Annotated in this window: 25 protein-coding genes, 1 tRNA gene and 1 pseudogene; 12 read left to right on the top strand and 15 right to left on the bottom strand. The window is 34.9% G+C overall.

Annotated elements, in window-relative coordinates; translation table 11 throughout:
- Positions 1-45: 45 nt before the first annotated feature.
- Positions 46-1,260 (bottom strand): hypothetical protein, encoded by a 1,215-nt coding sequence (locus COX77_01575; GenBank protein ID PIZ99457.1) that lies wholly within the window; start codon positions 1,258-1,260, stop codon positions 46-48.
- A 326-nt stretch (positions 1,261-1,586) separates the two neighbouring features.
- Between COX77_01575 and COX77_01570 the strand changes: the two genes are divergently transcribed.
- From COX77_01570 to COX77_01555, 4 genes are all read left to right on the top strand, one after another.
- Complete coding sequence (locus tag COX77_01570) at positions 1,587-1,919, top strand: hypothetical protein (protein ID PIZ99456.1); 333 nt, start codon at positions 1,587-1,589, stop codon at positions 1,917-1,919.
- A gap of 110 nt (positions 1,920-2,029) precedes the next feature.
- Positions 2,030-4,561 (top strand): ATP-dependent Clp protease ATP-binding subunit ClpC, encoded by a 2,532-nt coding sequence (locus tag COX77_01565; GenBank protein PIZ99455.1) that lies wholly within the window; start codon positions 2,030-2,032, stop codon positions 4,559-4,561.
- A 46-nt stretch (positions 4,562-4,607) separates the two neighbouring features.
- Positions 4,608-5,330, top strand: coding sequence for a hypothetical protein (locus COX77_01560; protein PIZ99454.1), 723 nt, complete (start codon positions 4,608-4,610; stop codon positions 5,328-5,330).
- A 72-nt stretch (positions 5,331-5,402) separates the two neighbouring features.
- Entirely contained in the window at positions 5,403-5,756 is a 354-nt protein-coding gene (locus tag COX77_01555; GenBank protein PIZ99453.1) for a hypothetical protein, read from the top strand.
- 75 nt (positions 5,757-5,831) lie between these two features.
- On the opposite strand, the gene COX77_01550 is transcribed toward COX77_01555, so the two are convergent.
- The 10 genes from COX77_01550 to COX77_01505 all read right to left on the bottom strand — a co-directional run bounded on the left by COX77_01550 (position 5,832) and on the right by COX77_01505 (position 13,337).
- The gene (locus COX77_01550; protein PIZ99452.1) at positions 5,832-6,272 is read right to left on the bottom strand and encodes a hypothetical protein; all 441 of its coding nucleotides are present in this window, start codon (positions 6,270-6,272) and stop codon (positions 5,832-5,834) included.
- Positions 6,273-6,299: 27 nt separating this feature from the next.
- Complete coding sequence (locus COX77_01545) at positions 6,300-7,523, bottom strand: multidrug ABC transporter substrate-binding protein (protein ID PIZ99451.1); 1,224 nt, start codon at positions 7,521-7,523, stop codon at positions 6,300-6,302.
- Between the two features lies 1 nt (position 7,524).
- Positions 7,525-8,205, bottom strand: a complete 681-nt coding sequence (locus tag COX77_01540; protein PIZ99450.1) for a macrolide ABC transporter ATP-binding protein — start codon at positions 8,203-8,205, stop codon at positions 7,525-7,527.
- Between the two features lie 10 nt (positions 8,206-8,215).
- Positions 8,216-9,982, bottom strand: coding sequence for a hypothetical protein (locus COX77_01535; GenBank protein ID PIZ99449.1), 1,767 nt, complete (start codon positions 9,980-9,982; stop codon positions 8,216-8,218).
- An 82-nt stretch (positions 9,983-10,064) separates the two neighbouring features.
- Positions 10,065-10,586 (bottom strand): hypothetical protein, encoded by a 522-nt coding sequence (locus COX77_01530; protein ID PIZ99448.1) that lies wholly within the window; start codon positions 10,584-10,586, stop codon positions 10,065-10,067.
- Between the two features lie 76 nt (positions 10,587-10,662).
- Complete coding sequence (locus COX77_01525) at positions 10,663-10,998, bottom strand: hypothetical protein (GenBank protein PIZ99447.1); 336 nt, start codon at positions 10,996-10,998, stop codon at positions 10,663-10,665.
- Positions 10,999-11,061: 63 nt separating this feature from the next.
- Complete coding sequence (locus tag COX77_01520) at positions 11,062-11,616, bottom strand: hypothetical protein (GenBank protein PIZ99446.1); 555 nt, start codon at positions 11,614-11,616, stop codon at positions 11,062-11,064.
- A gap of 83 nt (positions 11,617-11,699) precedes the next feature.
- A complete protein-coding gene (locus tag COX77_01515; protein ID PIZ99445.1) occupies positions 11,700-12,068 on the bottom strand; it encodes a hypothetical protein in 369 nt (122 codons plus the stop codon).
- A gap of 57 nt (positions 12,069-12,125) precedes the next feature.
- Entirely contained in the window at positions 12,126-12,539 is a 414-nt protein-coding gene (locus COX77_01510) for a hypothetical protein (protein PIZ99444.1), read from the bottom strand.
- 96 nt (positions 12,540-12,635) lie between these two features.
- Entirely contained in the window at positions 12,636-13,337 is a 702-nt protein-coding gene (locus tag COX77_01505; protein ID PIZ99443.1) for a hypothetical protein, read from the bottom strand.
- Positions 13,338-13,762: 425 nt separating this feature from the next.
- Between COX77_01505 and COX77_01500 the strand changes: the two genes are divergently transcribed.
- The 7 genes and pseudogenes from COX77_01500 (at position 13,763) to COX77_01470 (ending at position 18,297) form a co-directional block, all read left to right on the top strand.
- A tRNA-Ser gene (locus COX77_01500) sits at positions 13,763-13,850 on the top strand.
- A gap of 86 nt (positions 13,851-13,936) precedes the next feature.
- Positions 13,937-14,172: pseudogene (locus COX77_01495) on the top strand (excinuclease ABC subunit C).
- A gap of 212 nt (positions 14,173-14,384) precedes the next feature.
- Entirely contained in the window at positions 14,385-15,695 is a 1,311-nt protein-coding gene (locus tag COX77_01490) for a hypothetical protein (GenBank protein ID PIZ99442.1), read from the top strand.
- Positions 15,696-15,944: 249 nt separating this feature from the next.
- Positions 15,945-16,604 carry a hypothetical protein gene (locus COX77_01485; GenBank protein PIZ99441.1) on the top strand — a complete coding sequence of 220 codons (660 nt, stop codon included), beginning with the start codon at positions 15,945-15,947 and terminating at the stop codon, positions 16,602-16,604.
- A 247-nt stretch (positions 16,605-16,851) separates the two neighbouring features.
- Positions 16,852-17,370 carry an adenylate cyclase gene (locus COX77_01480; GenBank protein ID PIZ99440.1) on the top strand — a complete coding sequence of 173 codons (519 nt, stop codon included), beginning with the start codon at positions 16,852-16,854 and terminating at the stop codon, positions 17,368-17,370.
- 27 nt (positions 17,371-17,397) lie between these two features.
- Complete coding sequence (locus COX77_01475; protein PIZ99439.1) at positions 17,398-17,784, top strand: hypothetical protein; 387 nt, start codon at positions 17,398-17,400, stop codon at positions 17,782-17,784.
- Between the two features lie 183 nt (positions 17,785-17,967).
- A complete protein-coding gene (locus COX77_01470; protein PIZ99438.1) occupies positions 17,968-18,297 on the top strand; it encodes a hypothetical protein in 330 nt (109 codons plus the stop codon).
- Between the two features lie 280 nt (positions 18,298-18,577).
- Here the strand turns inward: COX77_01470 and COX77_01465 are convergent, their stop codons facing one another.
- The 3 genes from COX77_01465 to COX77_01455 all read right to left on the bottom strand — a co-directional run bounded on the left by COX77_01465 (position 18,578) and on the right by COX77_01455 (position 19,799).
- On the bottom strand, positions 18,578-18,832 hold the full coding sequence (locus tag COX77_01465) for a hypothetical protein (protein PIZ99437.1): 255 nt from the start codon (positions 18,830-18,832) through the stop codon (positions 18,578-18,580).
- A gap of 83 nt (positions 18,833-18,915) precedes the next feature.
- Positions 18,916-19,290 carry a hypothetical protein gene (locus COX77_01460; GenBank protein PIZ99436.1) on the bottom strand — a complete coding sequence of 125 codons (375 nt, stop codon included), beginning with the start codon at positions 19,288-19,290 and terminating at the stop codon, positions 18,916-18,918.
- A gap of 116 nt (positions 19,291-19,406) precedes the next feature.
- Positions 19,407-19,799, bottom strand: coding sequence for a hypothetical protein (locus COX77_01455; GenBank protein ID PIZ99435.1), 393 nt, complete (start codon positions 19,797-19,799; stop codon positions 19,407-19,409).
- A 158-nt stretch (positions 19,800-19,957) separates the two neighbouring features.
- Between COX77_01455 and COX77_01450 the strand changes: the two genes are divergently transcribed.
- Entirely contained in the window at positions 19,958-20,323 is a 366-nt protein-coding gene (locus COX77_01450; protein PIZ99434.1) for a hypothetical protein, read from the top strand.
- Between the two features lie 45 nt (positions 20,324-20,368).
- Here the strand turns inward: COX77_01450 and COX77_01445 are convergent, their stop codons facing one another.
- Positions 20,369-22,795 carry a phosphoenolpyruvate synthase gene (locus tag COX77_01445; GenBank protein PIZ99433.1) on the bottom strand — a complete coding sequence of 809 codons (2,427 nt, stop codon included), beginning with the start codon at positions 22,793-22,795 and terminating at the stop codon, positions 20,369-20,371.
- Between the last annotated feature and the right edge of the window lie 151 nt (positions 22,796-22,946).

The raw sequence follows: 22,946 nt of genomic DNA, 5'->3' as shown, positions 1-22,946 counted from the left end.
CACCACTAAATTATAACATAAAATAATTATTTTCACAATAAAAAACTATTGCTTACAAAAGGTTATAATTTGCCGACCAACAACTTGATCGGGACGACTATAAATAAAATTACTAATGCCAAAAATGCCAAAATTGTTTAGCTCCTGACTATAATCAACTACTTGCCACTGGCGATTATTGATTAAATGTGGTTGATAGGTTAATAATATTTGCTGTCCCAAACGAAATACTGGCCACACCATAACTAGTTTGGTACCCGGTAATGTAATTTGATTAAGGGATGAAAAAAATGCACAGTATAAATTTTGTAGTTCTTTTTGCACTTGTTGTATGCGACTAAATGTTGGTCTGGTTTTCCAGGCTGGTCCCAAATACGGTTCGGTAACCACTGCACCAATCTTCTCACTAACTAATTCTTTTGGTAACGTCGTGGCGTCAGTACTATTAATTTGGACCTGACACTGTAACTCTGGATGTTGCTGCTGGTACCACTGATAATTTTTTTTGCTGTCAGTTACGGCTTTTTGAGAAATATCACTACCTAATATTTTTTGATAACCCATGGTCATGGCTTCCAACAACAAAACCCCCGAACCACAAAAAGGATCAAACAATGCTTGCTCTTTTGGCAGTTGTGCTAAGTTGATCATTAAGCGAGCTAACTTGGGTGGTAGCATACCGCTAGTAGCATCAACTTGCGGTTTACCATAATCACGCTGGCCAAAATCTCGCCAATCTTGTACTTGCTTGGTAATACCGTAATAAAATTTATTTTTTCGGCAAATTAACAATAATTCACAACCGCCAATTAATAACTTTTCTTTACTGACAATAATAGATGAGAGTTCTGTTTCCCGACTACTAACTAAACGCGCCGATTGCCCTTGCTGAGCTAATAGTTTCTTCCAATGTAGAGAATTTTTTTCGCATTCCTTTTGCCATTGCTTAATTTTTTTTTGCTCATCAAAATAATAGGAAAAGCCAAAATTAAACTTTTGATTTTCTATTATCTGTCGTTGCAAAATGCTTTCTACTATTGACCAATCATATTGCTCGCTACCATCTAATAAAGTACCAAATTTAATTGATCCACCCAAAATAGAAAAATCAAACTCCTGATCCATCTGTACCAAAAGTACATAATCAAAATAATCGATCAATTTAATCATTATCTGTTGCTGTTGGGCAACGGCTAAAATCTCTATCAGAGATAGCGCTGGATTATTTCCTAAAATAAAAAAATATTTGTTATTCATCATGGAGTAATTATAGCTTGATTAATCTTGACTCACAAGAGTGTTTATGCTAATCTAAATTATTATAAGTTTTTTATCAATAAAATATGGAGTGCTTATGGGTTTATCCGCATCAATAGCGACTAATGATTCAGCTAATACTTCTATTAACTCTACACTTATTTGCCCTATTAGTCTGCGACGAAACTGGATTCATAGCTACAAACAAGTGGTAATAAACAATCCAACAACAGAATCACGCTGCCCGTGTTGCAATTTAACATTATTATCTTTCATCAATCACGAAATCAATCAAATCAGTCATCAAAAACAATTAGGAGAAACAAAACTTGAAACCCAAAACGGATAATATCGTCAATAACAAAAAAATGACACTAATAGCAATTTCCTGCTTGATCACCTATTTTCTAATAATTGTCTTAATTGGTTTAGCTGCCGGTACGCCAACACATAAACGTTGTCTTGTTCTCAGTGAACGAATAATAGAAAAAGGTGGACAGCAATACATCAGTCTGCAAGATGTAAAAACCGGCGAAAATTTTCTGGCAATTAACAACAAAAGTGTTACCTGGAAAAAAGGTGATGTTGTCAAAGTTGAACTCTGGACAACTGACGCTTACTTACACGGTGTCAATGAAAGAGAGTATCGACTCAGTAAATAGTACTTCACAAATTCAAGCTACCAGTTAAACGGTAGCTTTTTTTATGATTGACAAAATCTGTAAACTTACTATTATGTAACTTACAGCTTATTAATTTACCTACTAATATAATGAATAATATTTACGATAATATCAACAACTTTGGCGATACTTTTGAACACTTTTCCAATCACTTCAAAAAAGTACTAGTTACCGCCCAAGAACTAGCCATTAATCTACGAAATCAATCGGTTGAACCCCTGCATTTACTCTATGCCCTCAGCATAGAAAAGGGTAGTATTGCTGCTGATATCTTAGCCAAAAATAAATTTACCAGCACCGAGGCTAAAGATATTTTAGTAGTCCTAGGCGATCATCACAATATTAATGATGGTTTACCAACTCTTACCGCTAGTACCCAAAAAATTATTGAGAAGTCGGCTACCCTAGCTTACGAAAACAATCATCGTTATATCGGTACCGAACATCTACTAGCTAGTCTAGCCAGCAGTCCAGACGCTAACTTATTAAAGCTCTTGGGTAGTAAGGGTATTAGTTTAAGTGCTATCAAAGAACATGTGTTAACGATTCTCAAAAGTACCTCTAAATTCGGTGACCTCACTAGCCAACAAAACAAAAACAACCAAGACGGCTTTACCGGCGATAATGAACTGGAAAAAATACTGCTGGGGCAAGAAAAACAAGAAATGAATTTATCTTCATTCACCACCGATCTGACTGATGAAGATGTTCAAAAAGAAATAGATCCAGTCATTGGCCGCGAAGCAGAGATTGATCGGCTGATCCAAATTCTTTCCCGTCGTACCAAAAATAATCCTATTGTCTTAGGCGATCCTGGTGTCGGTAAAACAGCTATTATTGAAGGCTTGGCCAAAAGAATCACCAAGGGCCAAGTACCTGATGTTCTAATCAATAAAAAAATACTCAGTTTGGATTTAGGCTCTACTATTGCCGGCACTATGTACCGTGGAGAATTTGAAAAAAGAGTAAAAAATATTGTTGAGGAAATAAAAAAGAATAAAAATATTATTCTTTTTATTGATGAGATTCATAATCTCATGGGTGCCGGAGCCACTGGCGGATCACTAGATGCCGCCAATATTCTCAAGCCGGAATTAGCGCGCGGTCATCTGCGTTGTATTGGTGCAACGACAATGGAAGAATACAAAAAACATATTGAATCCGATCCGGCCTTTGAAAGACGTTTTCAGCCAATTATTATTAAAGAGTCCACCAGGGAAGAAGCCATTGCTATTCTAGTCGGTCTCAAAGAAAACTATGAAAAATATCATGGTGTAACTATTACCGCCGAGGCTGTCACGGCGGCAGTTGATTTAAGCATTCGCTACTTACAAGATAAATATTTACCGGATAAAGCTATTGATTTGATTGATGAGGCGGCATCCAAACTGAAGGTTGAAGCCACGCGTGATGGTCGGGCCAAAAAAATAAAAAAGCTTCAAGATAATATTAAACAAATAATTAAGGATAAAGAAACAGCGATCCAGCAAGAGAATTTTAATCAGGCTTTGATTATTAAGGATAAAGAAAATGATTTAAATAAACAATTAGATAAACTGACTATTGATAGCGAGCGAGTAAGCCACAAAAATCTTGGTCAAATTACCGCCACGGAAATAAAATTGGTTATCAGTCGTATGACGCGGATCCCGCTCAAAGATTTGGCATTGGACGAAAAAAATAGATTACTAAATTTAGAAAATGAGCTGGCTAAATATATTATTGGTCAGGACGAGGCCTTACAAGCTCTCGCCCAAAGCATTAGACGATCACAAACGGGTTTGGGTAATCCTAACCGCCCAATCGGTTCTTTTATCTTCTTAGGCCCCTCGGGCATTGGTAAAACGGAAACGGCTAAAGTATTGGCCCGTGAATTTTTTGGTCGTAATGACGCGTTAATTCGCGTTGATATGTCGGAATTCGCTGAGAGTTTTAATATTAGTAAATTAATTGGCGCACCCGCTGGTTATGTTGGTTATAAAGACAAAGGCACACTAACTGATCGCGTTAAACACCAACCATACTCCGTCGTTCTCTTTGATGAAATTGAAAAAGCTCATCCTGATGTATTTAATCTCCTCCTACCCATCTTGGAAGACGGTCACTTGACTGATGCTGGCGGTAAAATAATTAACTTCAAAAATACTATTATTATTCTAACTTCCAATATTGGTTTAAGTGAATTTAATCAACAAGTGCAACTAGGATTTGATATTGAACAACAAAAAGAACAAGAGCTTTTAAGCAAATACCAGGAACTGAGTGTTAAAATTCTTGCCGATTTAAAAGAATACTTTCGACCGGAATTTTTAAACAGAATTGATGATACTATCATCTTTAAACCGTTGAGCAAAAAAGATATGCTGAAAATTGCCAAACTGCAAATCAGCGAATTGCTCAGTCGTTTATTGAAACAAAAATTACAAGCGCAAATTTCTACCAAAACTTTTAATTTTATTGTGGAAAAGGGCTTTAGCTCTGAACAAGGAGCACGGGGTATTCGTCGCGCTATTCAAGATTATCTAGAGGTACCGCTAGCAAATAAATTGCTTTCTGATCCACTGACAGAAAATTCAATGATAAAAATTTCCGTCAACAAAGATAAGATATTAGTTAACTAAATTTATTACCAAAAAACAGGGTTATAATTTATCATCCTGTTTTTTTATGCTTACTATTAAATCTCTCGGTCAAATAATATTGAATTGCCTTTGGCCACTAACTTGTTGTAGTTGTCACCAAGATGTTTTTCTCTTGTGTCCCGACTGCCAGGAGCAAATCACTTTACGTGATAAAAAACAGTGCCCCTTATGTAAGGGGGTACAGAAAAATACAGAAATTTGCCCTGCCTGCCAATCAACAACTGCTTTATCTAAAATAATTATTTGCACCGACTACGAAAATTCTATTATCCAAAAAACTATCCAGGCTTACAAATACCAATACTTATTGCCCTTGGCTGAACCACTAGCCGCTATTTTGATTAAGAAGTTTGAACAACTTATTAACCAAGGTGAGATAATTATTGATCCAAAAAATAAACCATTAATCATTCCCACGCCCCTCCATCGCCAACGTCAATGGGAGCGCGGCTTTAATCAATCAGCCCAATTAGCCAAAATATTCGCTCGCTACTTTGGCTTTGATTATAACGAAAGAATTATCCAGAGGAAAAGGAATACTACTCATCAAGCAGAACTCAATCGCGAAAAACGTCTACAAAACATGATTAATAGTTTTCAAATTACCCATGCTAATGCAATACAAAATAGAATAATAATTTTAATAGACGACGTGATAACCACTGGCGCTACTTTAAATGAACAAGCAAAAATACTCAAAGAGAATGGCGCTGCTGAGATTTGGGCTTTGGTAATTGCTAAAAATTAACCATCCTCGCAACTTGACATTATGCTACCGATAGTCTAAATTGTAATAGATCTTTAACAAATTGGAGTAAATATGTTCAATGAAAACAAAGAATCTATTTCTTATCCCGGAGACAAATTAAATGCTATTTATTTTTTCTTTTACTGTCTATTCTTCTCGGTTATTCTCTTCTATGCCATGATCTGGTTAATTACAATAACGATCAACTTAACAACAAGTTTAAACTATCATTTAAGAGAATCCTATTTCGTCAGTTCTCTGAGCTGGTTGCTGGTGATTATTATTGGCACAATGGTCGTTGGTGTAATGGGATGCTGTCTTTGGGCATTTGGTGATTTATTTAAACTTAAATTGTTAAAATACTACCTAAATAAATTCGTACCCTTTAAATTGGTATACGCATTTGCTAGGAGTATAATGCCCTAAGGAAACAAAACTTCGCAACTCTTAACCCGAGTTGCTTTTTATTACAATAATAACGAATAAATCTATTCTATATCACTATCTAACTGTTGGACTATCAGGTCGTAACTGAATTGATTGTGCTATGATACTACCGTCTTGATTTTTCGTACCACTAATCATCACAGTTTTTCCTACTGCTAAATCAGTAAGGGATCCGTCGGCCATTTTATTAATTTTGGTATTCGTGGAAAGAAAAACAATCGCCGAGCCACTATCTTGTAATTTAATCGTAATGGTTTTATCATCCTGACTGATAATTTCACCGTTAATAAAATTATTAGCGCCATTCATGCGACCGCCAAATTGTTGATCAAATTGTTGTCGTCTTTGCTGAAATTGCTCAGCCGTTTGATTCATCGGGTTCTTACCGGTTAAATTATTAGTAACACTGGTCTTACCATACCAGGTTCCTAAACCAAAAAAACCACCTGCTACTACTATTAATGTTACAATCCATAAAGTGTTTGCTTTTTTCATAAAATTTATTTATTAACTTAATAATTATTATTCATAACGCAAGGCTTCAATAGGATTTAATTTGGCGGCTCGTTGAGCTGGGTAATAGCCAAAAACTACACCAATGACAGCGGCCACACCAAAAGATAACATCACTGATTTTGGTGAAATAGTTGTGACAATACCCCCAAATTTTGTAATCCCCAACGCAATCAGCCAACCCAAAATAACACCCAGTAAACCACCAATAAAAGTCAGTACAATTGATTCAGTTAGGAATTGCGTATTAATTTCCGCGCGTTTGGCACCAAGAGCTTTTCGTAAACCAATTTCGCGGGTTCTCTCCGTAACGGTTGTTAACATCATATTCATAATCCCAATACCACCTACCAAAAGAGAGATAGCTGCTACTGAGCCTAATAACAAAGTAAAAGTATCGGTAATAGAAGAAGCAGCGCTAATAATATCCGCCTGATTCATAACGGTAAAATCGGCCAATTGGGGATCAACTATCTTGTGTCGCATTAATAATAATATTGTAACTTGTTGTTGTAAATCACTCATCATTTGTTGACCGGTGGCTTGAATACTAATAGAACTAACTCGATCGCTACCAGCTAAAAACTGTTGGGCGGTAGATAGTGGCACAAAAGTCATATCATCCTGATTACTAAAACCAGAACCACCTTTGGATTTGGTAACACCAATAACAGTAAATTCGATATTCTTTATTTTTATTTTTTGACTTAGCGGATCTACACCAGCACCAAAAATATCATCACGAACCGTAGGTCCTAAAACTACGACTTTTGCTCTACTCTTTTCTTGGGCTATGCTAATAAAAGAGCCCAGATCAATTTCTATATTACGCACCGTCATATAGTCTGCCACGGTACCAATGACCGAGGTATTGGTGTTTTTGCCTTTGGCTGTAATCTGATACCGACCACTTAGCTCTGGTGCGATTGCCTTGATATTGAGTATATTCTGAGTGATAGCATCAGCGTCTGCACGAACCAATGTTTGCGCTGAGCCACGACCAGCACTAACGGTATTACCGACGCCTCTTTGAAAACCAGGCGTCACCATAATTAAATTTGAACCCAAAGACTGAATATTGGCTTGGATCGACTGCTGAGCTCCTTGACCGATAGAAATCATAGCAATCACCGAGCCAATACCAATAACAATACCTAAGATTGTTAAGCTGGAACGTGCTTTATTGGCCAATAAGGCAAAACTTGTTTCTTCAATAAGATCAGTAAATAACATCTTAATTTTTTTTATCTTCTAAAATTTGTCCATCACGAATATGAATAATACGATCAGCTTGTTTAGCGACATCAAACTCGTGAGTAATCAAAATTACTGTGCAGCCGCGTTCTTTATTCAAACGACGAAATGTTTCTAAAACTATCTCACCGGTTTTAGTATCCAAATTACCAGTTGGTTCATCAGCTAAAATTAACGTTGGATCATTAACCAGTGCCCGCGCAATAGCTACGCGCTGCATTTGTCCGCCTGATAGTTGATTTGATAAATGGTGCCAATGCTGCTGATCAAAACCAGCGGCTAATAATGATTCCTTGGCCTTGGCTATCCGTTGCTCTTTAGCGATACCAGCATAAACAAGCGGTAAAGTTACATTACGAATAACAGTAGCCCGTGGTAATAAATTAAAAGATTGAAAAACAAAACCAATTTTTTTATTACGGATATTAGCCAGTTCATCTTCTGACAAATCATTGACTCGCTGCTCACCAAAATAATAGTCGCCGCTAGTGGGTGTATCCAGGGCACCGATAATGTGCATCAGTGTAGATTTGCCAGAACCTGACGGGCCAATAATAGCCACAAATTCACCGTCGTTAATCTGGAAAGAAATATTTTTTAACGCTTCCGTTTGCACGTCACCGCTTTGATATGTTTTGTTAATATTTTTACAAACTAGCATAGACTTATATTTAATGAAAGTCTCCTCCTGGTATTCTTACGCCTCCCGAACTTGCGCGATTACCACTGGACGTTGTTGCCTGAAAAATATTTTGATTCGTTGGTGCACTGGTACTGGTACCAGAACTAACCATTCTGACAATAATCTGATCGCCTTCCTTAGCACCACTTAATATTTCTGATTGTGAATCATTCGTCAAACCAATTTCCACTATCTGCTGCCGTGGTGCTTTAGTTAAAATAACACCACCATTGGTACTAGCCAAAGAGTTCGTGTCCTCATCAGGGACTTCTAGATAACTATCACTATTATTAGTTTTAATAGCAGAACTAGCAACCAATAAAACATCACTTTTACTTGCAATAATGATGGCAGCTGTGGCACTCATCCCTGGTTTGATTCTGGAGTCTTGAGTATCTAAAACTATCTTCGCATTGTAAGTAACAACTCCCTGACTAACCGTACCTAATGCATCCACATTTGATACCTTACCGGTTAATGATAGATCGCTAATAGCATCAAAAGTTAAAGTAGCCATGTTGCCAATCTTAATTTGTGTAGCATCAACTTCGTTTAATGAAATTTCTACTACTTTTTGATCAGTTATCAAAGTCCCCAAAGAAGTACCACTAGAGACCTGATCCCCCTTAGTAACAGTTAGGGCGACAATTGCCCCGGCAAAGGGAGCGCGAACAGAATAATCGCCAAGTTTTGCCTGAGTGTCGCTGAGGGTATTTTGACGTTGTTGAATGGTTAGTTCTGCTGAACGTACATCTAACGCATCAGCGGGTAATTGAATTTTTTTTAAAGATTCTATTTTTTCTTGAATACTACGCTCGTTACTTACTATTTGATCTTGATAGCTGATAATAGTATTTTTGCTATTCAATAAATTACTAACATGACCATTGGTAGTATTAATATAGCCGTTTAAACTGGATAACTGAGTAGCTACTATATTTGGTAAACTGATATTTCGTTGCTGCGCAGCATCACGAACGTAGCCAATATAGCTACTAGTCTGTTTTAATAAGTCAGCAACGGTTTTTACTGTGTCATAGGTTTGTAAAATTAATAATTCTAACGCTGACTGGCTGCTGTCGCGCGAGGTAGCTTTATAATTGCTAAAATTACTGTTATATTTGTCCAGCGACTGTTGATAAAGAATCTTAACATCCTCTTTGTACTGTAGAGCGCGGGTTCGTTCATTGGCTACATCATAAGATGTCTGATTGGCATACCAATCAATGTTTTGTTGTGAATTGACTATCGAATTATCGTGCAATAAATGATCAACATTGTTTAATAAAGTAGGCAAATCCAAAAAAACGCTCGCTACCTGATTAAAACCTTCTTCATAGGACTTTTCCAGATCAGACTCTGTCTTTTTTTTATTTTCTTGAGCGGTAATTATGGCATTTTGTGCTTGCAATAAGGTTAAATTATCCGCTGATTGCTTTAACTTCTCCAGAGCTAATTGGGCCGTTACTAGATTGGACTTGGCATCACGAACAGCGCGACTAGCGTCGCTGGCATCCAACTGTACCAAAACCTGACCTTCCTTTACTTGCTGATTGTCCTGAACATATACACGAGTTACCTGAGCTGATACTTTTGGTTGCAAACTAACTTGATTGGATGATGATATTTGTCCACTGCCAGAAATTGATTTAATAATTGATCCTCTTTTTACAGTATCTAGTGTATAAGTAGTAACAGCTACTGGCTGATTATAATTTTGATATAAATAATAACCAATGCCAACTATGATCAACATTAAAAAATGCTAAGTATTTTGTGCTGCCAATAGTAATTGAAAATCTTTTTCCCCATTGTTTTGAATATTAATTATTGATCGGTTAATTACCCTGCGGTGTTTCTGTGTTTTGCTGAATAACAACAGCTGGCATGATACGAATTAGCCGAGCTGTAATCTGACCTTGATTATTTGACTCACCAATGACCACTACTTGATCATCTACTTTTAAATTATTCAGATCTAAAGTATCACGAAATAATTTAATCGTTGTCTGATCATTAACTAAAACGACTTTCTCAATTTCCTGACGATCACGAATAATAATACTTTGATCTTGAATTTTAATAATTTGTCCCATCGCACCACCGGCGTTAATAAAATCAGGATCCATCATTCTCCCGCCAGCTACCATCATAAAATCTCCTCTCTCTGATCCCCAGCGATCATTTCTCTGACTACCAAAATTACGATGATAGTTTTCACTCCACTGTTTAGTAAAACCTGATTTGCGGGCACCGATCCAGAAACCAGCCTCAAAAACAATAAGCATCACAACTACTAAAACTAAAACGTAAATACTAACGGTAAAAAATTTAGATTTAGATATTTTTTCCCAATTCATAATGATTGATTTTTAATAAATTAATTATATTTAAATATTGAGCTATCTTTTGACTGGCGAACACTAACATTAATAATCATCCGGCGAACAAAACTAAAGAAATAACTGGTAAGGTTTCTAACACCGAATAAAGAATGTCTTGCGAATAATTAATTAAATAATCATAATCCGTCAATAATAAACTTAAATATTGAAAAAATCCGCTATGCTGAAAACCACTAACCAACTGGCTACTATCCAATATTAAAATCACCAACGCCGCAATTACCATGACAATATTGACCGGTAACCAAAATCGAATACGCCGTTGTTCTTGGCGACGATTAATACTATTAATAATGTTCACTGCTAATTCTGGGTTGGGCGTAGCCAAATTCGCAGCTTGTAAGAAATATTGATAATCTTTAGTCATAATGATAAATAATAAAAAAACTCACCTATATAATAATACGGTGAGTACCAACAAATTGGTGCATTAACTCAATATATTACGTAAATTAATAATTGCTCGCAAATATCTACTTTTAACGGTATTAACCGATTGGCCCAGTATTTGCCCAAGTGCCGACCAATTTAAATCCGTCTCGATTTTTAAGTTAATAACAGACTGCTGCTCCGCAGACAAACTCTTACTAGCCACTGCTAATCGCTGCCATAATAATTGGTTCTCGGCATAATCGGCAGGAGAAATAGTGTCCGTAGCTATATTATCTAATAAATAATTATCGCCCTCTGCTGTCGTAAATGCAGAAAAGGGAAGATCTTTTTTCTTACGTAAATAATCAATGATCGTATTTTTACTAATTTTATATAACCAAGTTTTAAAATTTTTACTTTGATCAAATTTTTTTAAATTCAACCAAACTTTAACAAAAACTTCCTGGGCAACATCTTCAGCGTCGCTAACGTTATGTAAATAACCATAGGCATAGCCATAAACCAAACGAATGTATCTGTTCACTAACAAAGCAAGTGACTTGTCATCACCTGCTAAATAGGCACTAATTAACTGTTTGTCTGATTGCTCCATACTTATTAATACGCTATTTACTATCCTTATATTACATTATTCTCCTGATAAAGCAATGCCAGAAAATAGTGCTAATATTCAACTTAAACAATTAAATTTTTTCTTATCAGATCGTCCAGTTGGAAATCTTTTAACTTCCCTGTCGGCGATTGAAAAACATCATATCCTTTTTGTTGATAGCGCGGCACTAGGTGCCAATGTACTTGATTTACTTCATCCATGTAGACCAAGTAGACTTTTTTAACCTTTAAAGTTTTTATCATGGCCGATCGTATTTTATCAACTATCATCATTAAATGTAAATAATCTTTCTTGTTTAAAAGATGTAAATCAGCCACCGGCTTTTTCCAAACAACTACGGTGTGTCCATAAGCAATTGGGTAATTAGCCAAACAAGCATAGAGCTGACGATCTTGATAAATAATGGCGTTTTTAAATGGCTTAGGTAACATATTTTAAATTTAATTATTAATTATTCTTTGTAAATCCTTAATCGCTATATGTAGGTGTTAAGTGATGTTATCTAATAGTGTTTCAATTATATTCTTTTTTATTTCGCTAGGAAAAAAGTTTACTGTTTTTAAATTTTTAATATCGAGCCACTCTAGAATGTACTTATTATCTTCTGATTGTCTTTCTTTTTCCGGGCTTCCTAATTTCAAATTACCGGAGTATTTTGAGATCAAGTATATGAATTGGGTCCTTTTGTCGAATTCATTATTAACTTGGCATAGCAATTTATCTATTTCAATTTCTAAACTCGTCTCTTCTTTAATCTCCCTAATTAATGCACTGATATTGTCTTCATTTTCTTCGACGCTACCACCAGGTAAAACAAAGTAGTCTTTATCGGGTTTTATCCTATGCAACAATAAAATTTTTTCTGATGCCATTATAATAGCCGAAACTCTTTTATTTACCATAATTATTTTAGATAATTTTACTTAATTAGTAAATATACAAAAAAATTCATAATTTATATTAAATATTGCATACTGTGTAAAATTTTAATAACTGTTTTATTGCAACCTTTGCGTGATTTTAATATTAATTATTTTAACTAAATCCTTAATCGCCAATGGTAGATTACGCCGTCCCTGACCAACTGGATAGTAGGCTGGATACAAATTATATTTCTTATCTTTAATAATTATCTGGTGTTGCTGAGCATGTTCATCAGCTATTTTAATTGGCCGCCGTAAAGTAATGGAACTTACTTGACCACCAAAAGTGACAATCTTCTGAGGCTGAATTAAATCAATTTCTGTCATTAATAATGATAAATTCTGTTTAAAAAAAGAGTTTGGTAGGGAACGAGCATCGGGCTGAGTAATTTTGGATAAGTTTGTAATATAAACTTTTTGTCTGGTTAAATGTTGATAAAGTTGCTGAGCGAACTGTGGCGTCCATTCATTATTTTTCAATCTTTGTGTTTCTTGAAACAATTCCAATGATAATAAACCAATCGCCTGAAAAAGCTGCCAAATATTTTTAGTACCCAGCCAAGGGGCGCGTACGCCCGACCACAACGGACTAGCTGAAACATTGCGGGCGGTGGGATTCATAAATACGAACATTACTCGTGGTCGCCAAATATCACCACATCCAGGAATTGGGCACAAATTACGAGCACCGTGCTTTTTCTGCAATTTTTGATAACTACGAAACAGCTCTTGCCATGCTACTTTTTTACTACTTATTTGATCTTGATTTATCTTCATATTTATTCTATACTCCTGTTGCTTATTATATACTTTATTTAGTGATTTAGTGAAATTAAAAGTATCATTAATATTGCTTAAACGGTGTAGTTATTTATTTTAACCAAATTTTTACTTAGTGGAACGCTGTTTAAAAAAAGAAATAGATTTTTTAAAACACGAGTATACTTGGTTCGCCGGTCAGGCGAAAAAGTATACGAGTGAAAGGAGTAATGGATGCGAGCTGAGTGAAGTGATCCGGGGTAAATCTAAGCACACTTGATTATTCTACTTGCTCGGTGTGATAGATTAACAAAAAAATTTCACTTGGTCTGCTCCGCCAAAGGCGGAGTAGAAAAGTGAAGATTTTAAAGGAATAATTTATTGAACGGCGGAGTGGATCGTGCTAGACTCGATACACGCAGCTGTGAGATAAATTATGACGTGGAGAGGTCGCATAGTGGTCTAGTGCGCCTGCTTGGAGAGCAGGTGTGTCGCAAGACACCGGGAGTTCGAATCTCCCCCTCTCCGCCAATTTTCACTTTTTGTGAAATCGTAAGAATTAGCCTCGGCGCAATGGCATTAAAAACACGGGGTCTATTAATATTAATAATAAACTTATGTATTATGTTTATGTATTAAAACAAATAGATTCTAATCATTATTATGTTGGTTACACAAATAATCTTGCTCGTAGAATAAGCAACACAATAATAATATGACGATTAGTACTCAGGGAAGAAATTGGCAGTTGAATTATTATTTTGCCACAGCAAATCAGATGAAAGCTAAAAAGTTTGAAAAATATTTAAAATCGGGTTCGGGCAGAGCCTTTACTATAAAACATTTTGATTAATATAAGACTTGGTGGGTGCGCCGTAACTTTAGTGTAGGCGACCCTCTCCGCCAAAATTTAAAATCAAAATCGAAAACTGAAATAGAATCTAATTATATCAGAAAAATACTGCAGTGCGTTACTTAATTTTATTGACATTTAATCATACTTATTATAATATTTTAGTAGTTATTGAACTTTAAAAACTGAATAATAATATAAAAGGTGAAACCATGGAAAGACTTTTATTTCCGCTAGATGTCCAGATTGAACTTACTGAAGCTTGCAATCAGAAGTGTCGACATTGTTATAATTTTTGGCGATACAATTCAAAGACTATAAAAAAGGATGAGCTATGTAGTAATGATTTCTTAACTATTCTTAAAAAACTCAATGATTGCGGAGTTAGTATGATAACATTAACAGGAGGAGAACCGTTGTTACGACCAAAGATATTTTTTTCACTTTTAAAACAAGCAAAAAAATTCGATATGGAGGTTGGCTTAAACAGCAACGCTGTTCTTATTAACAATGAAGTGGCTAACAAAATATTTAATAATGGTCTTGATCATGCATTAATTTCTCTAATGGGTGTTGAATTGACACATAATTCAATATCAAATTTACCAAATGGTTTTAAACTTACATGTAATGGTATTAATAATTTGGTTAAAACTGGAATTAATGTTGCGGTAAACATGGTTGTCTCAAAATTAAATCAAAACGAAATTTACCTCGTTGGTAAAATAGTCCACGATCTTGGTGTGAAAACGTTTTGTGTCACACCAATGGTTCCTTCCAATAAATCACATTATCAATATCTCTTAACTAATCAGGAGTGCAAAACCTCTCTACGTGATTTATTAAGAACCAGGAAAGATTTTGGTTTCAACATTGACACGCTGGAGCCGATTGCTCGATGCATATTCAAAGAGAACGAAGATGATGAATTTATTGATTTTATCGGAAATAGAATTTGCTCAGCCGCTGTCTCTTCTTGCGCAATTTCTTCCAGGGGAAATGTTCGTCCCTGCATTCATGCAGATAAGGAGTTTGGTAATATTTTGTTAGAAGATTTATCTAAAATATGGAAAAAGATGGAATATTGGTCAAGTCCTAATATATTACCAAGGGAATGTGCGGAGTGTAATGCTAATATTGTATGCGAAGGTGGTTGTCGAATGTCTGCAAAATTAATAACCGGTCATTATAATGGAAAAGATATGTATATGACCGAACCAATTATGGATCTTGATAGAATCAAAAAATTACCGGGTTGTCTTAATTTATGTCTTAATAATGATATCTTATTAAAAATTAATGAGCATGTTAGATTTAGAAAAGAAAATTTTGGTTGGGTTGTCTATGTTTATAGCAATTTAGAATTTTGTACTGATGATGGTTATGATTTTATAACCCAACTTCGCAAAAAACCATTTTTTACAATAACTAGTTTAATTAAAGAGCATAATTTACCAGAAGATTTAATTAAACCAGCAATAATGCAATTGGTAAAAAATAAAATTATTTTATTTATTAATTAAGGGTAGAAAGGAGGTGTGAATTGATTAAAAAATATTTTGTTAACCCATCAATAGTTGTTAATAGAACCCCAACGATTAATGCATTTAAAGCATTAAGTAACGCCGTTGCTTCTAGCAAGTGTCAATGTGTGAGTTGTCGTCAATGTGATAATCATTGTAATAAATAAATGATGACAATATCTCGATCAGGCAAGGAATAATAATTCTTTGCCTTTATTTTTTTTTAATAATTAGTTATAATGTCACTATATGATTAAGGTTATTTACAAAGGTAAATATTCGAATAAAATAAAAAAGGAAGTTATTAAAGCTTTTGATTTTTCATATAAATTTTTTTTAGTTGAAACTTCAAACATTGTTATCCATATTTATGAAACTCGTGCTGAATTCGATAAACAGTTAAATATGAAAACAGCTGACTGGTTAGTTGCTAATTCTTCTACTGGTGGCAAAATTGATATTTTGAGTCCTCTGGCTATGGAAAAAGAAAGTAGTCATAATAAGAATGAATTCACACAAATTTTAAAACATGAATTTGTTCATTTGTTTATTGATAAATTAGCTAAAGGAAGAACTGTTCCAAAATGGTTAAATGAAGGTCTAGCGGCTTATGTTGCTAATCAGCACCAACGCAAGATTGGTTCTATTTTTATTGAAGAGGAATTCTGTAAAAGATTAAGTACCCCGAAAGAATGGAATGAAAATGTAGATTATAACGCTTACTCTATCGCTGCTCTGTTTGTCCGTTTTCTAATTAATAAATATACATTTAACAAAATTAAAAAGTTAATTACTTCTCTAGATAAAAGCTACTATTATCCCAATTTTAAAAAAATATTTTTCTCGGTGTACAAAAAAGAATTATACAATGTAGAACAGTTATTTATTTCGGAAATTAACAGTAGATAACTAACTAAATTTATTTTAATTATTAAAAGATATTCTTAAAATTACCTTTTAATATCTCTTTTATTTTATTTTTTTATTTCCAACCAAATAATCTAAAATATTTTAAGAATTAAAACTTAAAGAATGCATAGTTTGCACCAATAATAACATTAAATGATAATAGATTGACCATCTGCCTCCGTTAGCCTTCTCCGCCCTTGGCGGATACGGCTTAATCACGGCGCAATGGCATTAAAAAAATTAAACTATGGAACACATCAATATAGAAATAAAAGCTAAATGCCTTAATCAAATAAGGATCAGAGAAATTATTAAATCTCACAAAGCTGATTTTAAGGGCATCGACCATCAGATTGATACCTACTTTAAAGTCAGTAGTGGCCGATTGAAGCTTCGAGAAGGAAACATTGAAAACTATCTCATTTTTTACGAGCGAGAAGATAAGGAAGGTCCAAAACAGTCGAATGTCATTCTTCACAAATTTAATCCCAACTCTAACCTAAAGGAACTACTTATTAAGTCGCTGGGTGTTTTGACAATAGTAGATAAACAAAGAGAAATATATTTTATTAATAATGTGAAATTTCACCTAGATAACGTTAAAGACTTAGGGACTTTTATAGAAATAGAAGCGATTGACATGACGGGTAATATTGGTAAAGAAAAACTACTTGAGCAGTGTAACTATTATCTCAAACTTTTCGAAATCAAAGATTCGGATTTACTTACAAACTCGTATAGTGATCAAATTCTCAAACATTTATAGCTTGATAATAAAATAAGTAACAATCTCATGGAAACAAACAAAAGAAAAATTTTTCTTAATACTATCTTCTGGGGGTTTATTCTCTGGCTTTTTGGCTATGTCTTGGGTTTAATATTTTTTGCTTTTGTACCACCAGAGCTAATCGGCTGGTTTATTTTACCGCTAGGAATAATTGCCACTCTTTGGGTATTATTTAAAAAAATTCAGAGACAATCATTTAGTTGCTACATTGGACTTGGTATTTTCTGGGCAGTAATGGCAATAGTTTTAGATTATATTTTCATTATCAAACTCTTCCAATCAACAGATTACTACAAACTTGATGTCTATTTATACTATGTCCTGACCTTTTTATTGCCAGTCATAGTTGGTTGGTATAAGTTAAAGAAGCGTAGCGTAACAATGAAACAATAAAAACATTTATCATTGACACAACAAACCTTGCTAAAATAGCACGGATACATAATGCTTTAATATTCTTCAATATTAACTTTATTTTTAAACAATACTATGCTTTATTTGAAAAATAGTTATAAACTATTGAAACACTCGTTTATAATTCCCCTTGTTTCTACGGTTGTCATTCCTTTAATAATTATGGATATTTGGATTGAAATTTATCATCGTATTTGTTTTCCTTTCTGTCATATACCCTATGTTCAACGACGGCATTATATTAAAATAGTAGATCGAGCAAAGTTACAATATCTCAACTTACTACAAAAAATTTATTGTATGTATTGTGGGTATGGCAATGGTGTTATTCGTTATTGGGCGCAAATTGCTTCAGAAACCGAACACTATTGGTGCGGTATCCAACACAAAAATGAACCACCATTTATCGCTCCGAGTCATCAAAAAGATTTTTCTAAATTTGGAGACGAGGTGGAATTTAAAGAAAAATATAGCAGAGAAAACAGTAATTAAATTAACTTTTCTTCTATTTAAATAATATCCTATACTTAATAATGAATAGTATATGGTATTATTATAATAATTATTTACAACAATATTGACCGAAGTTCTTCATTTAACTTTAGCGGAGATTGTTCACGACGCCAAATCAAAAAATTATACTCTCAAATTTATGATTAATGATACAAAAAAATTTCAGACTAATGCTGAAAATAATTTAACTACGATCTGAAAAGAATTTTGTCAGTACCTGGGGGGTTGAAATAAAAAATATTTTATCTGGATTAATTTTTTATCCAAACTTTAATTTTAATGTTACGATAAAAATATTCATGATCATGGTAATGCTACTCATAACAACCAACGGAGTACTATTGATATAAACACCGTAAACAAGCCATAACATCTGACCAGTAAGATTGATCACGGTCCAGGCTAACGCCACATCTTTAGTCGATTTAGTTTTCCAAGATTTTATAAGTTGTGGTAGTAATGAAATTGCCACTAATACACCAGCTACAAAACCAATAATTTCTATTTTATCCATAATGTTTTAGCTGTCTGTATTTTATCAGTTTTTGTGAAATATTCCAATAAAAAAACGGTTACTTTTTTAGTAACCGTTTTGTGCTAATGATTTACCAAATCTAGCGCCTGCTGTGAGGAATCGACAATAGAAAATAAACGATATGTTTTAGTTAGCTCAAACATACTTCTGACACTACTCGTGATATTAACTAAAACCATTAAACCATTATCTGACTCAATCAATCGGTAACAACTTATTAAAACAGCTAAACCCGTAGCTCCTACAAAATCAGTTTTTTTTAGATCAACGATAACTTTAGGATAAATCTTATCTTTTCTACATTGGTCAAAGTAACCGCTAATCGCTGTACTAAACTTATCTAAAATAGTATGTCCATCCCCATTATCCGACGTGAATCTACCGATAATCTGACAATATAAAATGTTTTCTTTTTTCCTAATGATGATCTTACTCATTTAAAACCTCCATGCTAATTTGGTTAAGGTACATTAATTACTATATATATTTTATACCTTTAACGTGTTACTAACAACAGACTGGACTAATACCAAATAAAAAAACGGTTACTTTGTTAGTAACCGCTGGTACCTTTTGCTTTAATCAAAGCTACCGCACTATCACAACTTAAAGCTGTAGTAAATATAGAATACAACTTAGTAATTATTAATAAGTTGTTAACTTTTTCTGGAACATTCACTAAAATTAACATTCCCTCCAACCTTCTGGTGGTTTGCAGACAAGAAATGAATGCACCAAGCCCGGTGGCGTTGACCAGTTCAGTTTCCGCCAAATTAATAATAATATTCGGCGTTCGCTTACTAGTCTCACATTCACGTAAGTAGTCATCAACCAGTGAATTAAATTTATCAACAAGGTTTGTTTGGGGATCGATAGTGGCGATGAATTTGCCCAATAGTCGACAAATAAAAATATTATCCTTTATTTCCATCAGTATCTTATTCATAATTATTTCTCCTAAAAAATCAATGAACTGTTATTAATAATTTATCTTAGTACTTTGGTATTGTTTTGTCAATCGTGGCAGTAATGGCGTTCTCTTGACACAAGAATGAATTAAAGCTAAAATATAAAAAGTTTTTTCACAATCAAAAAGGTTTACCAATGAAAATAGTAATGATTTCTGGACACTATACCGGCGATGGCAGCCAAGAGGTTATTGCCAAGAATATTGCCATCGCTGAAAAATTTGCCATTGCCTTGGCAAATAAGGGTATTGGATTTTTTTGCCCACATTGTAATTCCGCTCAACACGAAATTAAGGGTTCCATAATTGGTCCTCAATTCTATGTTGATTTGAATTTGGAAATTCAAAAAAGAGCTACCGACGCAATCCTGATGATACCGGGCTGGAAAACTTCACCGGGCGCTGTCAACGAAATTAAATTAGCCAAAAAAATGGATAAACCCATATTTTATCCGAACGATGAAAACGATCTCCAAGAAATTGAAATGTGGTACCATCTATAAAAAAAGAGCGCTTGATCAAATCAGGCGCTCTTTGACTATCTAAACTTATTTTTTCTTTTTTCTCTTCTCGGTCTCTAATACTTTCAAAGTAGTCTTGATTACAGTATCCGGTATCAAAGAAATGCTATCAATCCCTAATTTTACCAACATCTGGGCAAACTCCGGAAAATCAGACGGCGCTTGACCGCAAATACCAACTTTCCTCTTATACTGATGGGCGACTTTAATAATTTGTTCTATCAGCTTTGTTACCGCTTCGTTGCGTTCGTTATAGACGTGACTAACTAAGGCCGAGTCACGATCAACGCCCAAAGCTAGCTGTGTCAGATCGTTAGAACCAATAGAAAAACCATCAAAAATTTGGCAAAATTCCTTAGCCAAAATAACGTTGGCCGGTATTTCACACATGACGTATACTTGCAAACCATCAACACCTCTTTTTAAACCATGCTCAGCCATCACTACTTGTACTTTCTTACCCTCCGCAATAGTGCGACAAAAAGGAATCATAATTTTTACATTTCGTAATCCCATTACCTCGCGGACTTTCTTCAAAGCCGCACACTCTAATTTGAAAGCTGGCAAATATTTGTGATCGTAGTAACGACTAGCACCCCGCCAGCCAATCATCGGATTACCTTCTTGCGGTTCAAATTCTCGACCACCGATTAAATTTGCATATTCGTTGGATTTGAAATCAGATAAACGCACAATAACATCTTTGGGGTAAAAGGCAGCAGCTATTCTGCCAACGCCTTCAGCTAATTTATCCACAAAAAATTGAGACTTGTTTTGATAATTAGCGGTCAATCTGGCTATTTCTCTTTTGGCTTTCTGATCTTTTAGCTTTCGATGGTTTAACAGTGCTAAGGGGTGAATCTTAATAAAATTATTAATAATAAACTCTTCACGCGCCAAGCCAACGCCATCATTAGGAATCATAGAATCCAAGAAAGCAGCGCGTGGCTCACCCACATTCATCATAATCTTAGTTTTGGTTTTACCAATACTCTGAAGATTTATTTTCTTCACCTGATATTTCAGCAATCCTTGATAAACATTACCCTGCTCGCCTTCGGCACAACTAACGGTAATGGATTGATGATTCTTGATTACCTCTGTCGCTCTGCCAGTGCCCACAATGCAAGGAATGCCCAATTCCCGCGAGACAATAGCGGCGTGACAGGTGCGGCCACCCGAATTGGTAACAATCGCTGCCGCTCGCTTCATAATCGGCTCCCAATCAGGATCAGTCATCTCGGTTACCAAAACATTACCAGCTTGAAATTGTTCAATTTTTTCCACATCTTTAATCACCTGAACCGAACCCTGACCAATCTTGGAACCAACTGCTGAACCAAAAATCAAAAGCTTACCGCGCTGACCCAATGTATACTCCTCTAAAACATTTTTATCTTGTTGGGAACGAACCGTCTCGGGCCTAGCCTGCACAATAAATAATTTATTTGTTCTCCCGTCGCGCGCCCATTCAATATCCATTGGCCGCCCATAATGCTTCTCAATAATCAGCGTCCACTTGGCCAGCTGCAAAATCTCTGCATCGGACAACACATAATTATTTCTTTCTTTGCTTGTCGTCTTAATAATCTCTGTGGCCCGATTACCACCTTTCTGGTAAATCATCTTTTCTAATTTACTACCAACCTCTTTGCCAATAATTGGACGATATTCTTTACCGCTTTTATCTTTTTTACCCAGCGTTGTTTTAAAAACAAAATATTCATCTGGCGTTACTGACCCCTTAACTACCATTTCGCCAAGTCCCCAACTACCGTTAATCACCACAGCGTTCTCAAAACCACTCTCGGTGTCAATAGAAAACATCACGCCAGAACAAGCTAAATCAGATCTAACCATGGCCTGTACCGTCACTGATAAAGCGATCTTCTGATGATCAAATCCGCGATCCTGACGATAGCTAATAGCACGATCAGTAAAAAGAGAAGACATGCATTGCTTGACCGCTAACAGCAGATGTTCAATGCCAACAATATTTAAATACGATTCTTGCTGACCAGCAAAAGAAGCTGAGGGCAAATCTTCGGCTGTTGCTGACGAACGAACAGCTACGTCAATATTTGTTCGTTGATAAAATTTACTTAGTTGCTGATATGATGCTGCTATTTCATTTTTAAGCTGATCTGAAAATGTTCCTTGTAAAATTAATTTTCTAATTTTAGCCCCGGCACCACTAAGCTGTTTGATATTCTTAATATCAACACCCCGCAATGTATCTTTAATAGTCTTGAATAGATTATTATCCTCTAGGAATTGACGATAAGCAGTGGCAGTAATCGCAAAGCCGTTGGGTATGCGAACGCCTTGTTGAGTTAGCTTGGAGTACATCTCACCCAAGGAAGCATTCTTGCCGCCAACTAAACCAACGTCTTTAATAGTTAATCCTTTAAACCACAAAACATTCTGTGCAGATCTTTTTTTAGTAACTTTCATTGCATAATTTTAATATTTAACTATTCTATTATAATAACTTTTACCCTTTTGAGCAATGACCTCCTCCCCGCACTCAAAAAAGCTATCTTAACTAGATAGCTTTTTTTCATACGGGGTTTCCCTTTGGGTTTCAAGAGAATTCCAGTCGTGC

The sequence above is a fragment of the Candidatus Komeilibacteria bacterium CG_4_10_14_0_2_um_filter_37_10 genome (assembly GCA_002793075.1).
GTDB lineage: Bacteria > Patescibacteriota > Patescibacteriia > UBA1558 > UBA1558 > UM-FILTER-37-10.
The sequence above is the reverse complement of the archived record's forward strand: the minus strand, read 5'-3'. Positions and strand labels throughout refer to the sequence as shown.

What these genes read in the sequence shown, in the direction of transcription:
- COX77_01575 (PIZ99457.1), bottom strand. Translation starts at nt 1,260, where the DNA reads ATGATGAATAACAAATATTTTTTTATTTTAGGAAATAATCCAGCGCTA.
- COX77_01565 (PIZ99455.1), top strand. Translation starts at nt 2,030, where the DNA reads ATGAATAATATTTACGATAATATCAACAACTTTGGCGATACTTTTGAA.
- COX77_01560 (PIZ99454.1), top strand. Translation starts at nt 4,608, where the DNA reads ATGCTTACTATTAAATCTCTCGGTCAAATAATATTGAATTGCCTTTGG.
- COX77_01555 (PIZ99453.1), top strand. Translation starts at nt 5,403, where the DNA reads ATGTTCAATGAAAACAAAGAATCTATTTCTTATCCCGGAGACAAATTA.
- COX77_01550 (PIZ99452.1), bottom strand. Translation starts at nt 6,272, where the DNA reads ATGAAAAAAGCAAACACTTTATGGATTGTAACATTAATAGTAGTAGCA.
- COX77_01545 (PIZ99451.1), bottom strand. Translation starts at nt 7,523, where the DNA reads ATGTTATTTACTGATCTTATTGAAGAAACAAGTTTTGCCTTATTGGCC.
- COX77_01540 (PIZ99450.1), bottom strand. Translation starts at nt 8,205, where the DNA reads ATGCTAGTTTGTAAAAATATTAACAAAACATATCAAAGCGGTGACGTG.
- COX77_01535 (PIZ99449.1), bottom strand. Translation starts at nt 9,982, where the DNA reads ATGTTGATCATAGTTGGCATTGGTTATTATTTATATCAAAATTATAAT.
- COX77_01530 (PIZ99448.1), bottom strand. Translation starts at nt 10,586, where the DNA reads ATGAATTGGGAAAAAATATCTAAATCTAAATTTTTTACCGTTAGTATT.
- COX77_01525 (PIZ99447.1), bottom strand. Translation starts at nt 10,998, where the DNA reads ATGACTAAAGATTATCAATATTTCTTACAAGCTGCGAATTTGGCTACG.
- COX77_01520 (PIZ99446.1), bottom strand. Translation starts at nt 11,616, where the DNA reads ATGGAGCAATCAGACAAACAGTTAATTAGTGCCTATTTAGCAGGTGAT.
- COX77_01515 (PIZ99445.1), bottom strand. Translation starts at nt 12,068, where the DNA reads ATGTTACCTAAGCCATTTAAAAACGCCATTATTTATCAAGATCGTCAG.
- COX77_01510 (PIZ99444.1), bottom strand. Translation starts at nt 12,539, where the DNA reads ATGGTAAATAAAAGAGTTTCGGCTATTATAATGGCATCAGAAAAAATT.
- COX77_01505 (PIZ99443.1), bottom strand. Translation starts at nt 13,337, where the DNA reads ATGAAGATAAATCAAGATCAAATAAGTAGTAAAAAAGTAGCATGGCAA.
- COX77_01490 (PIZ99442.1), top strand. Translation starts at nt 14,385, where the DNA reads ATGGAAAGACTTTTATTTCCGCTAGATGTCCAGATTGAACTTACTGAA.
- COX77_01485 (PIZ99441.1), top strand. Translation starts at nt 15,945, where the DNA reads ATGATTAAGGTTATTTACAAAGGTAAATATTCGAATAAAATAAAAAAG.
- COX77_01480 (PIZ99440.1), top strand. Translation starts at nt 16,852, where the DNA reads ATGGAACACATCAATATAGAAATAAAAGCTAAATGCCTTAATCAAATA.
- COX77_01475 (PIZ99439.1), top strand. Translation starts at nt 17,398, where the DNA reads ATGGAAACAAACAAAAGAAAAATTTTTCTTAATACTATCTTCTGGGGG.
- COX77_01470 (PIZ99438.1), top strand. Translation starts at nt 17,968, where the DNA reads ATGGATATTTGGATTGAAATTTATCATCGTATTTGTTTTCCTTTCTGT.
- COX77_01465 (PIZ99437.1), bottom strand. Translation starts at nt 18,832, where the DNA reads ATGGATAAAATAGAAATTATTGGTTTTGTAGCTGGTGTATTAGTGGCA.
- COX77_01460 (PIZ99436.1), bottom strand. Translation starts at nt 19,290, where the DNA reads ATGAGTAAGATCATCATTAGGAAAAAAGAAAACATTTTATATTGTCAG.
- COX77_01455 (PIZ99435.1), bottom strand. Translation starts at nt 19,799, where the DNA reads ATGAATAAGATACTGATGGAAATAAAGGATAATATTTTTATTTGTCGA.
- COX77_01450 (PIZ99434.1), top strand. Translation starts at nt 19,958, where the DNA reads ATGAAAATAGTAATGATTTCTGGACACTATACCGGCGATGGCAGCCAA.
- COX77_01445 (PIZ99433.1), bottom strand. Translation starts at nt 22,795, where the DNA reads ATGAAAGTTACTAAAAAAAGATCTGCACAGAATGTTTTGTGGTTTAAA.